8 protein-coding genes and 4 pseudogenes are annotated in these 14,373 nt (G+C 51.0%); 6 read left to right on the top strand and 6 right to left on the bottom strand.

Annotated elements, in window-relative coordinates; genetic code table 11:
- Positions 1–753 (bottom strand): annotated as a pseudogene (gene dnaG / locus JCM23214_RS21345) (DNA primase); the annotation flags it as partial.
- A gap of 55 nt (positions 754–808) precedes the next feature.
- The gene (locus JCM23214_RS15660; RefSeq protein WP_025899757.1) at positions 809–1,267 is read right to left on the bottom strand and encodes a GatB/YqeY domain-containing protein; all 459 of its coding nucleotides are present in this window, start codon (positions 1,265–1,267) and stop codon (positions 809–811) included.
- A gap of 214 nt (positions 1,268–1,481) precedes the next feature.
- On the opposite strand from JCM23214_RS15660, the gene carA reads away from it, so the two are divergent.
- From carA to greA, 3 genes and pseudogenes are all read left to right on the top strand, one after another.
- Positions 1,482–2,657, top strand: a complete 1,176-nt coding sequence (carA, locus tag JCM23214_RS15655) for a glutamine-hydrolyzing carbamoyl-phosphate synthase small subunit (RefSeq protein WP_025899756.1) — start codon at positions 1,482–1,484, stop codon at positions 2,655–2,657.
- A pseudogene (gene carB / locus JCM23214_RS21340) lies at positions 2,650–5,876 on the top strand (carbamoyl-phosphate synthase large subunit). Before carA ends, carB begins: the two are co-directional and overlap by 8 nt.
- Before the next feature lie 88 nt (positions 5,877–5,964).
- Positions 5,965–6,438 carry a transcription elongation factor GreA gene (gene greA, locus JCM23214_RS15645; protein ID WP_025899755.1) on the top strand — a complete coding sequence of 158 codons (474 nt, stop codon included), beginning with the start codon at positions 5,965–5,967 and terminating at the stop codon, positions 6,436–6,438.
- A 92-nt stretch (positions 6,439–6,530) separates the two neighbouring features.
- Here greA and JCM23214_RS15640 read toward each other — a convergent pair whose 3' ends face one another.
- The 4 genes and pseudogenes from JCM23214_RS15640 to JCM23214_RS26835 all read right to left on the bottom strand — a co-directional run bounded on the left by JCM23214_RS15640 (position 6,531) and on the right by JCM23214_RS26835 (position 11,398).
- On the bottom strand, positions 6,531–7,232 hold the full coding sequence (locus JCM23214_RS15640; RefSeq protein ID WP_025899754.1) for a hypothetical protein: 702 nt from the start codon (positions 7,230–7,232) through the stop codon (positions 6,531–6,533).
- Positions 7,233–7,504: 272 nt separating this feature from the next.
- On the bottom strand, positions 7,505–9,406 hold the full coding sequence (locus tag JCM23214_RS15635; protein ID WP_025899753.1) for a propionyl-CoA synthetase: 1,902 nt from the start codon (positions 9,404–9,406) through the stop codon (positions 7,505–7,507).
- Between the two features lie 145 nt (positions 9,407–9,551).
- Complete coding sequence (locus JCM23214_RS21335) at positions 9,552–10,316, bottom strand: DUF1013 domain-containing protein (protein ID WP_025899752.1); 765 nt, start codon at positions 10,314–10,316, stop codon at positions 9,552–9,554.
- A gap of 103 nt (positions 10,317–10,419) precedes the next feature.
- A pseudogene (locus JCM23214_RS26835) lies at positions 10,420–11,398 on the bottom strand (NAD(P)H-quinone oxidoreductase).
- Positions 11,399–11,542: 144 nt separating this feature from the next.
- Between JCM23214_RS26835 and JCM23214_RS15620 the strand changes: the two are divergent.
- The 3 genes and pseudogenes from JCM23214_RS15620 (at position 11,543) to JCM23214_RS15610 (ending at position 14,359) form a co-directional block, all read left to right on the top strand.
- On the top strand, positions 11,543–11,725 hold the full coding sequence (locus JCM23214_RS15620; RefSeq protein WP_025899751.1) for a DUF1192 domain-containing protein: 183 nt from the start codon (positions 11,543–11,545) through the stop codon (positions 11,723–11,725).
- A 519-nt stretch (positions 11,726–12,244) separates the two neighbouring features.
- Positions 12,245–13,559: pseudogene (locus JCM23214_RS21325) on the top strand (O-acetylhomoserine aminocarboxypropyltransferase).
- A gap of 11 nt (positions 13,560–13,570) precedes the next feature.
- A complete protein-coding gene (locus JCM23214_RS15610) occupies positions 13,571–14,359 on the top strand; it encodes an alpha/beta fold hydrolase (protein ID WP_025899750.1) in 789 nt (262 codons plus the stop codon).
- Positions 14,360–14,373: the final 14 nt, after the last annotated feature.

Here is a 14,373-nt window from a genome sequence, read left to right as displayed (position 1 = left end):
CGTGACTTCTGGCACCAGCCATATTGTAAAGAACGCGCCCTTTGTGAAAAAGAGGCGTATCAGGAGAGTTCAGATATTTGGCAGGTGCATCGCCCAACGCCCTGCCCCCGAACGCAATCACACGCCCCTGACGATCCGCTATTGGAAACATCAGGCGATCGCGAAAGCGTCATAGCTGTCCCGCCCATCATCGGGCTTTATCAGCAGCCCTGCCTCCAGCATGAGCGCTTCGGAAATCCCCCGGGCCAGCAGGGCTTCTTTCAAGGCCGTGCGGGAGTTGGGTGCATAGCCCAGCCGAAAATGACTGACCGCCTGATTTGACAGTTCACGCTGTTGAATATAGCTGCGGGCGTGACTGCCCGCCTGCGAGTTCAGCTGCCCTGCGAACCACTCAGCGGCCTTTTCCATCACCTCATGCAAGGTGGCGGCCTGATTCTGCCGCTGTCGCTCCTCCGGTCTCTCAACCGGCATCTGCATGCCCGCGAGTGCCGCCAGTCGTTCAATCGCTTCGGGAAAAGTGACCCCTTCGGTCTGCTTGACAAATTCGACCTGATCACCGTGAGCCCCGCAGCCAAAACAGTGATAAAAGCCCTTTTCTTCGTTGACGGTGAAGGACGGCGTTTTTTCATTATGGAAGGGACACAGGCCGCTATGTTCACGGCCCTTGCGCACGAGTTTGGTTTTCCTGCCGATTAACTCGACAAGGCTGACCCGGTTTCGTATCTCATCCAAAAATTGCGGCGGAAATGCCATCTGTGTTCCCTACACGTCCAAAAACCGAAAGCTCCACACGCGAAGGAGATCTACCTTAAGCCCCCAGCTCGGACTTCACAAGCGCGCTCGCTTTTGCAAAATCCATCCGGCCGGCATATTTGCTTTTCAGCGCGCCCATGGTTTTACCCATATCTTTAAGGCCTTCTGCGCCGATATCCGCAATAGTCTCCCTGATTGCCGATTTCATCTCCGCTTCGTCAAACTGTTTGGGAAGATATTCGGAGATGACATCAATTTCTTCCTGCTCCGCCGCGGCGAGGTCGACACGCCCACCTTCTTCATAGGCCTTGATGGAATCCTTTCGCTGGCGGACCATGGTCGTCAACATCTGAAGAATCTCATCTTCGCTGATTCCTTCATCCGAACCCTTCTCGCGCGCAGCAAGATCACGGTCATGGAGAGTGGCAAGAATAAGTCTAAGCGTTGAAATTTTACGCTTATCCTTTGATTTCATTGCATCTTTTAGAGAATCTTTTAATTGGGTACGTAGCATAATCACTTATATTGTCGCCAAGGAAAGCGGCCATAGTACCGCAACAGGGCAAATTAAGCAAACCAAATTTTTTATCTAAGTCATTGATTTTAAAAGAAAAATTTTACAACTAAGAACTTGACGAGTGCCAGTCTATACCCTATGTTCCCGCGTCAATATTCATATTGGCAGAAGGATTGCGGCCCAGCACTTAGTGCAAGGGGTCCCTAAAGGCATGTCTAAATCACTTTATACTCCAGATTTGCACGAGGCCCGGACAGCAACCGCGGTGCTTGTGCTTGGTGACGGATCGGTTTTTCACGGCTTTGGAATTGGCAAAACAGGTGAAACAACTGGTGAAGTCTGCTTTAACACCTCGATGACCGGTTATCAGGAAAGCCTGACAGACCCCTCATTTGCAGGCCAGCTCATTACATTCACATTCCCGCATATCGGAAATGTCGGATTTAATGACGAGGATGTGGAAACCTCAGGCAGTGCGGCAAATGGTCTGATCGTGCGCGCGGATGTGACCGACCCGGCCAACTGGCGGGCTGCAGATCATCTGAATAAATGGTTGATCGAGCGGGATCTGATCGGGATTTCAGGAATTGATACCCGCCGCCTTACGCATGTTATTCGCGAACTGGGCGCCCCGAACGGCGTGATTGCCCATAACGAAAATGGCGAGTTTGATCTGGAAGCGCTGAAGAAAAAAGCTGCTGAATGGCCCGGCCTTGAAGGCATGGATCTTGCCAAAGAAGTCTCCTGCAAGGAGCCTTACGAATGGAGCGAGACCAGCTGGAGCATTGAAAGCGGTTACGGGAAGCTGCAATCGGCCAAGCGGCATATTGTGGCAGTAGACTACGGTGTGAAGAAAAACATTTTGCGCTGTCTTGCCTCTCACGGCTGCTCCATCACGGTGGTTCCGGCCACATCCAGTTTTGAAGACATCATGTCCCACAAACCGGATGGTATTTTCCTCGCCAATGGCCCCGGTGATCCGGCTGCGACAGGCGAATATGCCGTTCCGGTTATTCGCAAATGCGTGGATAGCGGCATTCCGACATTCGGGATCTGTCTGGGTCACCAGATGCTGGCGATTGCCTTGGGTGCACAGACAATGAAAATGCAGCAAGGCCACCGCGGCGCTAACCAGCCTGTGAAGGATCTGACGACCGGCAAGGTAGAGATCACCTCGCAGAACCACGGATTTGTGGTCAAGCGCGAAACACTGCCAGAGGGAGTTATAGAGACTCATAAATCCCTGTTTGACGGTGTGGTGGAGGGAATTGCCCTCAAAGACAAGCCTGTTTTCTCGGTGCAGTATCACCCGGAAGCCAGCCCCGGCCCGCAAGACAGTTACTATTTATTCAAACGCTTTGTAGATTTGGTGGATGCCCATGCCTAAACGCGACGATATCCAGTCCATTATGATAATTGGCGCAGGCCCGATCATTATCGGTCAGGCCTGTGAGTTCGACTATTCGGGAACGCAGGCGGTCAAAGCGCTTAAAGAAGAGGGTTACCGAGTCATTCTGGTCAATTCCAACCCGGCTACGATCATGACGGATCCGGGCCTTGCGGATGCCACCTATGTGGAACCGATCACACCGGAAGTTGTTGAAAAAATCCTCGAAAAGGAGCGCCCCGATGCGCTGCTGCCAACCATGGGCGGACAAACAGCGCTCAACACGGCACTGGCACTGGATGATCGCGGAACACTTGAGCGGCTGAATGTCCAACTGATCGGCGCCAATCGTGAAGCCATCGAAAAAGCGGAAGACCGGGACAAATTCAGAAGCGCGATGCAGAAAATCGGACTGGATATGCCGATCAGCCGCATTGCCCATTCCATGGAAGAAGCCTGGAACGCCCTTGAAGATGTGCACCTGCCCTGTATCATTCGCCCGTCATTCACCATGGGCGGAACCGGCGGCGGGATCGCCTATAACAAGGAAGAGTTTGAGACCATCGTCTCATCAGGTCTGGATGCCTCCCCCACGACAGAAGTACTGATCGAAGAGAGCATCGTTGGCTGGAAAGAATATGAAATGGAAGTTGTGCGCGACAAGGCGGACAACTGCATTATCATCTGCTCCATCGAGAATGTGGACCCAATGGGCGTTCATACCGGCGACTCCATTACGGTTGCCCCGGCCCTGACGCTGACCGACAAGGAATACCAGATCATGCGGAATGCATCGATCGCGGTGTTGCGCGAAATCGGTGTGGAGACCGGTGGCTCTAACGTGCAGTTTGCAGTCAACCCGGAAAATGGACGCCTGATCATTATTGAAATGAACCCAAGGGTTTCGCGCTCAAGCGCCCTTGCGTCCAAAGCGACCGGTTTTCCCATCGCGAAGATCGCGGCCAAACTGGCTGTCGGCTACACGCTGGACGAGCTGGATAATGACATCACAGGGGTCACACCTGCCTCCTTCGAGCCGACCATCGATTATGTGGTCACAAAGATCCCCCGTTTTACATTCGAAAAATTCCCAGGCGCAGAAGCCTCCCTTGGAACTGCGATGAAATCCGTGGGCGAAGCCATGGCTGTTGGCCGGACATTTACAGAGTCCCTGCAAAAAGCCCTGCGGTCACTGGAGACCGGATTAAGCGGCCTTGATGAACAGGAAATGAGTGACGATCCGCAGGAAATCCAGAACCTGCTGACCAAAGCCACCCCAAATCGCCTGCTCAATATTGCCGAGGCTTTCCGGCGCGGCCTGTCGCTGGAAGACATTCACCGCTCCAGCAAATATGAGCCGTGGTTCCTGCGCCAGATTGAAACACTGGTGAAGATGGAAAACGCAGTGCGTGAAAAAGGTCTGCCGACAAACAAAGGTGGCCTGCTGACGCTCAAGAAAATGGGTTTCTCTGATGAGAGACTGGCGAAACTCTCCGGCCTTAGCGCTGCTGAAGTAGCGGCAAAGCGTGAAGAATTGGGCATTGTTCCGGTTTATAAGCGGATTGATACCTGCGCCGGTGAATTTACATCGCAGACCCCATACCTGTATTCAACATATGAAGGTAATGAATGGGACACGCCTGTTTGCGAATCCGAGCCTACAGAGCGCAAAAAAGTCGCCATTCTAGGGGGCGGCCCCAACCGTATCGGACAGGGCATCGAGTTTGACTATTGCTGTGTGCATGCCGCTTACGCAATGGAAGAAGCCGGCTATGAAACCATCATGATCAACTGCAACCCGGAAACGGTTTCAACCGATTATGACACATCTGACCGCCTGTATTTTGAGCCGCTGACCGTTGAGGACACGCTGGCTGTTCTGAAGAAAGAACAGAGCAAAGGCACCCTGCATGGTGTGATCGTCCAGTTCGGCGGGCAAACACCGCTCAAACTGGCGGCAGGACTTGAAACTGCTGGCATTCCAATTCTGGGAACCTCGCCTGATGCGATTGACCTGGCAGAAGATCGTGAACGCTTCCAGCAGCTGCTGCACAAGCTTGAACTGATCCAGCCTGAAAACGGAATTGCCAGATCAGTTGAAGAAGCCTTCGAAATTGCCAATCGGATCGGGTATCCGGTTGTTGTTCGCCCCTCCTACGTGTTGGGTGGCCGGGCAATGGAAATTGTTCGCAGCGAAGATCAACTGGACCGCTACATGCGCGAAGCTGTGCAGGTTTCAGGCGATACACCGGTTCTGGTGGACGGCTATCTGCAAAATGCTATCGAAGTGGATGTTGACTGCCTGTCAGATGGCAAGGATGTTTTCGTTGCAGGCATCATGGAGCATATTGAAGAAGCGGGCATCCATTCCGGTGACAGTGCCTGTGCCCTTCCGCCCTATACTTTGGCGGAGGATGTGATCGAAGAAATTCGCCGTCAGTCACGGGCTTTGGCTCTTGAGCTCAATGTGATCGGCCTTATGAATGTCCAGTTTGCGGTCAAAGATGGTACTGTTTACATTCTGGAGGTTAATCCGCGCGCCAGCCGTACGGTTCCCTTTGTTGCGAAAAGTATTGATTATCCGATTGCCAAAATTGCTGCTAGAATCATGGCAGGCGAGAAACTCACCGATTTCAATCTCAAAGACACGCAACTTAAACATGTCACTGTGAAAGAGGCTGTCTTCCCGTTCAACCGCTTCCCCGGCGTGGATGTTATTCTGGGGCCAGAAATGCGCTCCACCGGTGAGGTAATGGGGATCGACAAGGATTTTGCGTCCGCATTCCTCAAATCACAGCTGGCTGCTGGCGTGAAACTTCCAACCGAAGGCAAGGTGTTTATCTCGGTCAAGGATCTGGATAAAGAGCTTGTTAAAGACGTGGCGGAAAAACTGCTGGAGCTTGGCTTTGAAATTGTATCCACCACTGGCACAGCCAACTACCTGCAGGAGCAGGGTTTGAAGGTTGAGCAGGTCAACAAAGTCATGGAAGGCCGACCCAATATTGTGGATTTGATGAAGAATGGCGACATTGCATGGTCATCAATACAACAGAGGGTGTTCAGGCGCTAAAAGACAGTTACGACATCCGCCATACAGCGCTTGTTATGAAGACGCCATACTCAACAACAATTGCCGGTGCACGCGCTTCTGCAATGGCAATTGAGAAAATTAAGACAGGAGCCCTTGAAGTTAACCCACTTCAATCCTATTCTAATTAGCTTGAAAGAAGATTGTTGAGAGAATGATGCCCGGATTTTCCGGGCTTCATTGGTTATTTATTGCGTAACGACGCATTGAGAGATTTTGATGGAAAGACTACCTATTACCGCAGCTGGTCATGCTAAGCTGGAAGCAGAACTGAAAAATTTAAAAGGGAACGCCCGGCCACAGGTTATTCAGGCGATTGCCACAGCGCGCGAACATGGTGATCTGTCGGAGAACGCTGAATATCACGCAGCCAAGGAACAGCAGTCCCTAATTGAAGGACGCATTGCAGAGCTTGAAGACAAGCTCGGCCGCAGTGAAATCATTGACGTATCGGCCATTTCAGGCAAGCAAATTAAATTTGGCGCGACTGTTTTGCTGGTCGATGAAGATACAGATGAAGAAATCACGTATCAGATCGTTGGTGAAGACGAAAGCAATATCGAAGAGGGTCTGCTCTCTCTCAAAGCGCCGCTTGCACGCGCGTTGCTGAACAAAGAACAGGGTGACAGTGTCGAAGTGACAACTCCCGGCGGATCGAAAGCCTATGAAGTTCTGGATGTGAAATATATCTAAATCCCGACTACGATCTGAATTTAGGAATCAAAAAACGGCGCTGACTAAAATCAGCGCCGTTTTTCTTGTCTTTTGTCGTTAAGGCAGGGGCGTTACGCCGCCAACGCCTTGCGTTTGCGACGAGCAACCCACCCCATCATGCCAAGGGCCGCACCGAACAGGGCAACAGCAGGTGGCAGAGGAACAACAGAAACGGAGACGCTTTTGACATCGAAACCATCCGGTGAGTTTGAGGCATCCCGCAGGATTACATAAAGATACGATCCGCCAAGCCCCGAAAGGTCATAGGAGTATCCTCCAAAATTTTCATTTGCTTCACCGTTGCCGATTGTATCCAGCATAGTTAAGCCCAGGCTTGCAAACCAGCTATCCAGATCATAGACAGTTTCATTGTTGGGACCGAAAGTACCATCTTCATAAGGTGTAAAATCAACTGCTGCACCGCTATACACATAGAGTTCAGCATTTTCAGCGTAATTGCTGCAGTTACCGCTGCCGTTCACGCTGTTACAGTTATAAGTTTCCTCGATGGTCATAACTGCTTCGTTAAAGCTGCCCGGTGGGTTAAATGCGAAAACGGAAATACCGCCCCGCCCCATGCTCCAAAAATCACCATCTGAAGCGCCAAGGGCATTGGAAGGATTATCCCGCCCTGCCTGATTGTCATCACCGTCGGTGCGGGTTCCGATATCTGCATAGATAGCTGTGGCATTATATGTGACGGCGGACGCGGGCGCTGCGAACAGCACGGCGGCACCAGCGGCAACCAACAGCGATTTGAGAAGTAATTTCATATTTTCATCACCAACCCATGTGATTTCAGGTCGGCGCCCCCTTTGCGATTTGAAAAGGTTAACGTTTCGTTAATTAGTAATATTTATGCAAATTTCAGACATGCCCTGTCAACTTAATGTAGTTTGACAGCAAACATTATTTGGGGAATTAACCATTTAATTTATTGATTTTTACAGAATTTCGGACAGATGGGTAATATTTTCCCACCTGCCCGAATCTAATTCACTGCGGATCAAAACCCCGCCAATTGCAGCGGATGATTCGCAAATTATCAGGATTTTGGATAACCAATCGTCGAAAGAGCCTCGGTTATTTCGCCCAAAATAGCCGGATCATCTATGGTCGCAGGTTCACGGTAAGGCTCGTTATCTGCAATTTTACGCATGATGCCCCTGAGAATTTTCCCGGAGCGGGTTTTGGGCAGCCTTTTAACAACGGCAGCTTCCTTGAATGCGGCGACAGGGCCGATTTTTTCCCGAACAAGCTGGACCAATTCTTTGCATATGTCAGCATCGCTGCGGCTAACCCCAGCATTGAGGACAACAAATCCCACCGGCAACTGCCCTTTGAGCTTGTCAGAGACGCCAATGACCGCACATTCCGCGACATCTGGATGACCCGCCAAAACCTCTTCCATGCCCCCGGTGGACAGTCTGTGCCCCGCGACATTAATGATGTCATCAGTTCTGGCCATGATGAACAGATAGCCATCTTCGTCGATAAAACCGGCATCACCAGTTTTGTAATAACCGGGAATGTCAGACATGTAAGATTTGAGGAAACCTTCGTCATTTTGCCAAAGCGTGGGCAATGCACCCGGCGGCAGGGGAAGTTTAACTGCGATGGAGCCAATTTCGCCGGCGGGCATTTCAGTTGCCCCGTCAGCTTCGTCTATAATTCGAATATCATAGCCAGCAACGGCGTGGGTCGGACTTCCCAGCTTGACCGGTTTTATGCCATAGCCCGCGCAGTTTGCCCCCATGGGCCAACCGGTTTCCGTCTGCCACCAGTGATCCAGTACAGGAACTTTCAATGTATCCTGCGCCCAGACAATTGTGTCCGGATCAGCGCGCTCACCTGCGAGAAACAGCGTTTTAAAATGACTGAGATCATAGTTGCCAACAAGCTCACCGCGAGGATCCTGCTGCTTTATGGCGCGAAACGCAGTGGGAGCGGTAAAGAGTACGGATACATTATGGTCCTGAATAACACGCCAGAATGTACCGGCATCGGGTGTTCCAACAGGTTTGCCTTCGAATAGAATGGTTGTCGCCCCGTGAAGCAGAGGGGCATAAACGATATAGGAATGTCCAACAACCCAGCCCACATCAGAGGCCGCCCAGAACACATCTCCCGGATCCACGTCATAAACATGCTTCATGGACCATTTCAGAGCCACTGCATGTCCGCCGTTATCGCGCACAACCCCCTTTGGCACGCCTGTAGTCCCGGACGTATAAAGAACATATAAGGGGTCTGTTGCAGCCACGTTGACGCAACCTACAGGATCGGAACTGGATGCAACTTCCTGCCAGTCATGGTCCCGACCGCCGACCAAGGCGGCCTTTGCCTGTTCCCGTTGTAAAATCACACAGTTCTTGGGTTTATGAGTTGCAAGTTCAATCGCCTTATCGAGCAAAGGCTTATATTCGACAATCCGGCCCGGCTCCAGCCCGCAGGATCCCGCAATGATGGCAACCGGTTTTGCATCATCAATTCGCGTTGCCAGTTCACTGGCAGCGAATCCGCCGAACACTACGGAATGAATAGCCCCCAGACGCGCACAGGCCAGCATGGCGATGGCCGCTTCGGGAACCATAGGCATATAGATAATGACCCGGTCCCCTTTTGATATCCCCAGTTTCGCAAGTCCACCTGCAAATCTGGCGACCAGCTCCGTAAGTTCGGCGTAGGTGAATTTTTTCACCTGCCCGGTTACGGGGCTATCATAAATCAGGGCATATTGATCTGCGCGCCCGTTTTCCACATGACGATCCAGACAGTTATAGCAGGTATTGAGCTCAGCCCCTTCAAACCACCTGGTAAAGGGAGCGTTGTCATTATTGAGCACGCGATCCCATTTTCGCGACCAGCTGATTTCTTCGGCTGCCTGCCCCCAGAACCCTTCCGGGTCGGAAAGTGATCGTGCGTAATCTTCTTCATAAGTTGGCATGCCCGGACTTCCTCCAAAAACTCTTGATTATTTTTGGCACATCATGCCCGTAATTTGCAGCCTGTTCAATGATCCAAAACAAAAAAGCCGCTGCGATTTGCAGCGGCTTTCAATCAGGTATCAGGAACCTTTAAATTCCAGCAGATCAGTCTTTGGATTTGAACAAATCTTCAAAATTCTTAACAGCCTGAGTTTTGGAGACTTCTGGCTCTTCCTCGGTTTCGGAAGATTTACCGAAGACAGCTTCAGCCTCGGCGCGATGATCATAGGTTTCTTCGCGCTGCATTTCCTGTTTTTTACGCTCGTACGCCGTCAGCGGTACAGACGCAGCATCAGCTGCAACAGAAGCTGCAACCTCTTCCATAAGCTTATCCGTGTCACCTTCATTACGCAGGTGAGAGAAAGCTTTCACTGTCTCATCCAGTTCCATCTGCGTGCAGATACCAAGGCTGACCGGATCACGAGGCTTGATGTTCTGACTGTTCCAATGCGTCTTGTCACGCACAGCGGTAATTGTGGTTTTTGTCGTCCCCAGCAATTTGCCAATTTTTGAATCTGGCAATTCCGGATGGAATTTAATCAACCATGCAATGGCATCGGGACGATCACCCCGGCGCGAAACAGGTGTATAGCGACCACCGCGACGGCGGGGCTGAGGGACATCACCCACAGGATTGCTAAGCTGCAAGCGCGCGTTCGGATCATTCTGGCAGCGGTCAATTTCTTCCTGTGTCAATTCACCATTGGCCACAGGGTCACGTCCCACAATGCCGACCGAGACTTCGCCATCTGCTATGCCCTGAACCTGCGCCGGGTGCATCGCACAAAATTCACCAACCTGCTTGAAAGTCAGACTGGTGTTGTCAATAAGCCAAACGGCTGTTGCTACTGGCATCAACGGTGATGACATAATATCTCCTTAAATGGTGGCTGTCGTAACAGCCACACCACATAATTCTTGTCCGTATATATGGATGAAATCTTAGCTAAAGTCTAGGGTCTGTCGCTACAGATCAACTAACTTCGAGCATGATTTTACCAATATGTGCGGAATCATCAATCCTCTTATGCGCTTCATTTGCTTTTTCCAGCGGAAAAACACTGTCGATAATGGGGGAAACAGTCCCGGCGTTCAATAACGGCCAGACTTTCTCCTCCAGACTATTTGCAATATCCGCTTTAGCCTGAATTGACTGAGGCCGCAACGTAGAGCCTGTCAGTTTCAAACGCTTGAGCATGATGGGAGCAAAATTGACCTCGACTTTGGGGCCACCCAAAAAGGCGATATAAACAATCCGCCCTTCAACAGCGGCAGCCGAAATATTCCGCTGGATATAATCGCCGCCGACCATATCAAGAATCAGATCAACGCCCCGCCCCTCAGTCAGTTCCTGAGTGACAGCAACGAAATCCTCGCTCTTGTAGTTGATGGCCCGCTCAGCCCCCAACTCTTCTATCTGGCGGCATTTTTCATCGGTGGAGGCAGTGGTAAAGACACGCGCACCTGTGCCCGGGCGAGCTGAATAGCTGTTGTTCCAATGCCGCTGGCACCGCCATGCACAAGGAAAGTTTCCCCGCCCTGAAGGCCACCGCGGTCAAACACATTGGTCCAAACGGTAAAATAGGTCTCTGGCACGGCAGCGGCTTGATCATGTCATATCCATCAGGAACGGAAAGACATTGCGCCCAGGGGGCCACGCAATATTCAGCATATCCACCACCGGCGACCAGTGCGCAAACCCGATCCCCAACCTTGAATTTCTGAACTCCGCTGCCCGCTTTGACAACGGTACCGGCAACTTCAAGTCCCGGAATATCTGACGCGCCGGGAGGCGGTGCATACCCCCCCATGCGCTGCAACACATCCGGACGGTTCACACCAGCGGCCTCAACCTTGATCAAAACTTCGTCATTTTGTGGCTCGGGAACAGGGCGGGTCGCGGGAACAAGATTGTCCGGTCCACCAAATTCCTTGATTTCAATGGCCGTCATTGTTGTGGGCACTGCTGTCATCGGATCCTCCGGGGATGAATTATTACTTTTTGATTCTCTACCCCCTTCTTATATGAACAGGAATAGGTTACACAATACCTGCCGAGAAGGTCGCAGGCCCTTAACATATGGAGGAATTACGGAATGGCAAGTGAAGAGGATGATTTCCCGATTTTACACCATGAAGGGCGGTCTTTTTCCGATATGTCCGTGGAAGAATTACAGGAATATGTGGCGGAATTGCGCGATGAGATAAAAAATGTCGAAAATATTATAAAGAAAAAACAGTCCGCGCAGGCAAGCGCAGAGCAGTTCTTCAAGAATTAACTTATTGGAAAATATATTAAATTTTCTTCCCTCAAGTAAGAGAGCTGCGGATACTCTGGTTTAACTGACCCCTTATCCGCAAATTTTCTTGTATTCGTTAATTGTAATTTAATAAAATCCACCTAAATTATGTTTTAGCAGCCCGCGTCAGGGTTGCTGATTGGATCTCATCCAATCTGTTTGACGCCTCCCTGTTGACTTGAGCCGCCTTTATGGCGGCTCTTTTTTTGCCCCGTTTTACTAGAGTCAAGAAATATATTTTCTATTTTTTGTGACTTTTTGTCACAGGGCGTATTGACTCTTTTTGGGATTCAGAGTTTTATCTTTCGCAACAGGTCAAGTCTGACAGGTTGAGGTATCAAAAAAATTGAAGGGGGCGCTTTAATCGGCAGCCCCCTCATTTAATTCCAGCCTCCCCTACAGCCCCAAAAACAGGTTATCCACTCAAGATACAACTGGACCATTTGCATCTGTCGTTATAGCTTCTGGCTAAATTCAAATAACGACTGGAAACGTGTAATGGCTGACCCCAATTTTCTTAAATTTGATACGCTGAGCCTTCATGCAGGGCAAGAGGTTGACCCCATCACGGGTGCCCGAGCCGTCCCTATTTATCAAACCACATCCTATGTATTCAAGGATGCCGATCACGCCGCATCCCTGTTTAATCTGGAGACTACGGGTCATATTTATTCGCGGCTATCCAACCCGACAACGGCCGTTTTAGAAGAAAGACTTGCCAGTCTTGAAGGCGGTGTTGGTGCGATCTGTACCGCATCAGGTCATGCGGCAATGCATCTGGCGATCGTGACACTGATGAGTGCCGGATCGCATATCGTCTGCAGTCAATCCGTTTATGGGGGAACCTATAATTTTCTGAAACATACAATGCCGCGATTTGGTATTGAAACAACCTTTGTCAATCCACGAGACCTTGACGCGTTCAAGGACGCCATTCAGGACAATACGCGGCTCGTCATTTCGGAAACACTGGGCAACCCCGGGCTGGAAGTGACCAACATCCCTGCGCTTGCCGATATCGCACATGCTGCCGATATTCCGCTGTTGATCGACAATACTTTTGCAACGCCATATCTGTGCCGGCCATTGGATCTGGGTGCAGATCTGGTGATGCATTCCGCAACCAAATTTCTGGGCGGGCATGGGATCGCCATGGGCGGCGCCCTGATTGATGGCGGACGTTTTGACTGGGAGAAAAGCGGAAAATTCCCAACTCTGACAGAACCTTATGAGGGATATCATGGCATTCGCTATGAGGAAGAATTTGGCCCGCTTGCCTTTTTAATGAGAGCCCGCACAGAAGGTATTCGTGATTTCGGCGCCTGCATCAGCCCGACAAATTCCTTTCAAATTCTACAGGGTGTGGAAACACTTTCCGTGCGCATGGAAAAGCATGTCGCCAATGCCCGTAAAGTTATTGAATTCCTGAACACGCATGATGCAGTTGAAACTGTATCTTACCCCGAGCTTCCAACCCATCCCGATCATGAACTGGCCAAGGAACTGCTGCCAAAGGGCTGCGTCCATTTTCAGTTTCACTGTCAAAGGTGGCCGCGAAGCTGGCAAGGCGTTTATCGGACAGTTGCAGATTTTCTCTCATCTGGCGAATGTGGGCGATGCCAAAAGCCTCGTCATTCACCCTGCCTCGACAACACATCAGCAAATGGATGCGCAAGCCCTCAAGAATGCGGGCATTTCAGAAGGAATGATCCGCCTGTCAGTGGGTATTGAAGATGCTGATGATCTGATCAAGGATTTGAAACTCGGCCTCAGGGCTGCGGCAAAAGTCGCTGAAAAACAGTCTGCGGCATAAGGAAGCTTGGCATGTATGTGACAGTAAATAACACAAAGATTTTTGCGGCAACTGGCGGCAGAGAATTTGATCCGAGCCAGCCGACAATCCTGTTTCTGCATGGTGCGGCCATGGACCACACAGCCTGGGCCCTGCAAAGTCGATATATGGCCCATCACGGTTTTAACGTCTTTGCGCTGGATCTTGTTGGCCACGGTAAGAGCGGCGGCGAAATCCCCGCTTCCATCGATGAGCTGGCAGACAGTGTCATTGCCTTTATGGATGCGATGGAGCTTAAAGAGGCTGCACTTGTTGGACATAGCATGGGGGCGCTAACCGCGCTTTCTGCAGCGGGGCGCTATCAAGACCGCGTCAGTGCAGTTGTCATGATCGGCATTGCCTATCCCATGATGGTTGGGGAGGCCTTTTTACAAAAGGCACGTGAAAATGATCCAGCAGCCTATCAGATGATGATCGACTGGTCCCATGCCCGCCCCTCTCACCGCGGAGCAGCAGAGGTTCCCGGACTTTGGATGATTGGAAATGCGCTCAGGGTTGTGGAAAAATCCGGTAAGGACACCCTTTATAAAGGGCTATCCATCTGCGCCGGATATGACGGTGGATTTGAAGCCGCCCAAAATCTGAAGGCACCAGCGCTGTTTATCCTCGGCGATAAAGACATGATGACCATGCCCCGCGCGGCGCAAAAGCTCATTGCTGCTATCGATGGGCAGAAGACCGTCATGCTGAAAGACTGCGGTCATATGCAGATGATCGAAAAGGCTGCGGACGTTCGATCAGCGCTGATCGAATTTCTTTAAATCGCGTCGCCGCG

The sequence above is a fragment of the Sneathiella glossodoripedis JCM 23214 genome (assembly GCF_000616095.1).
GTDB lineage: Bacteria > Pseudomonadota > Alphaproteobacteria > Sneathiellales > Sneathiellaceae > Sneathiella > Sneathiella glossodoripedis.
This window is presented reverse-complemented; position numbering and strand designations above follow the sequence as displayed.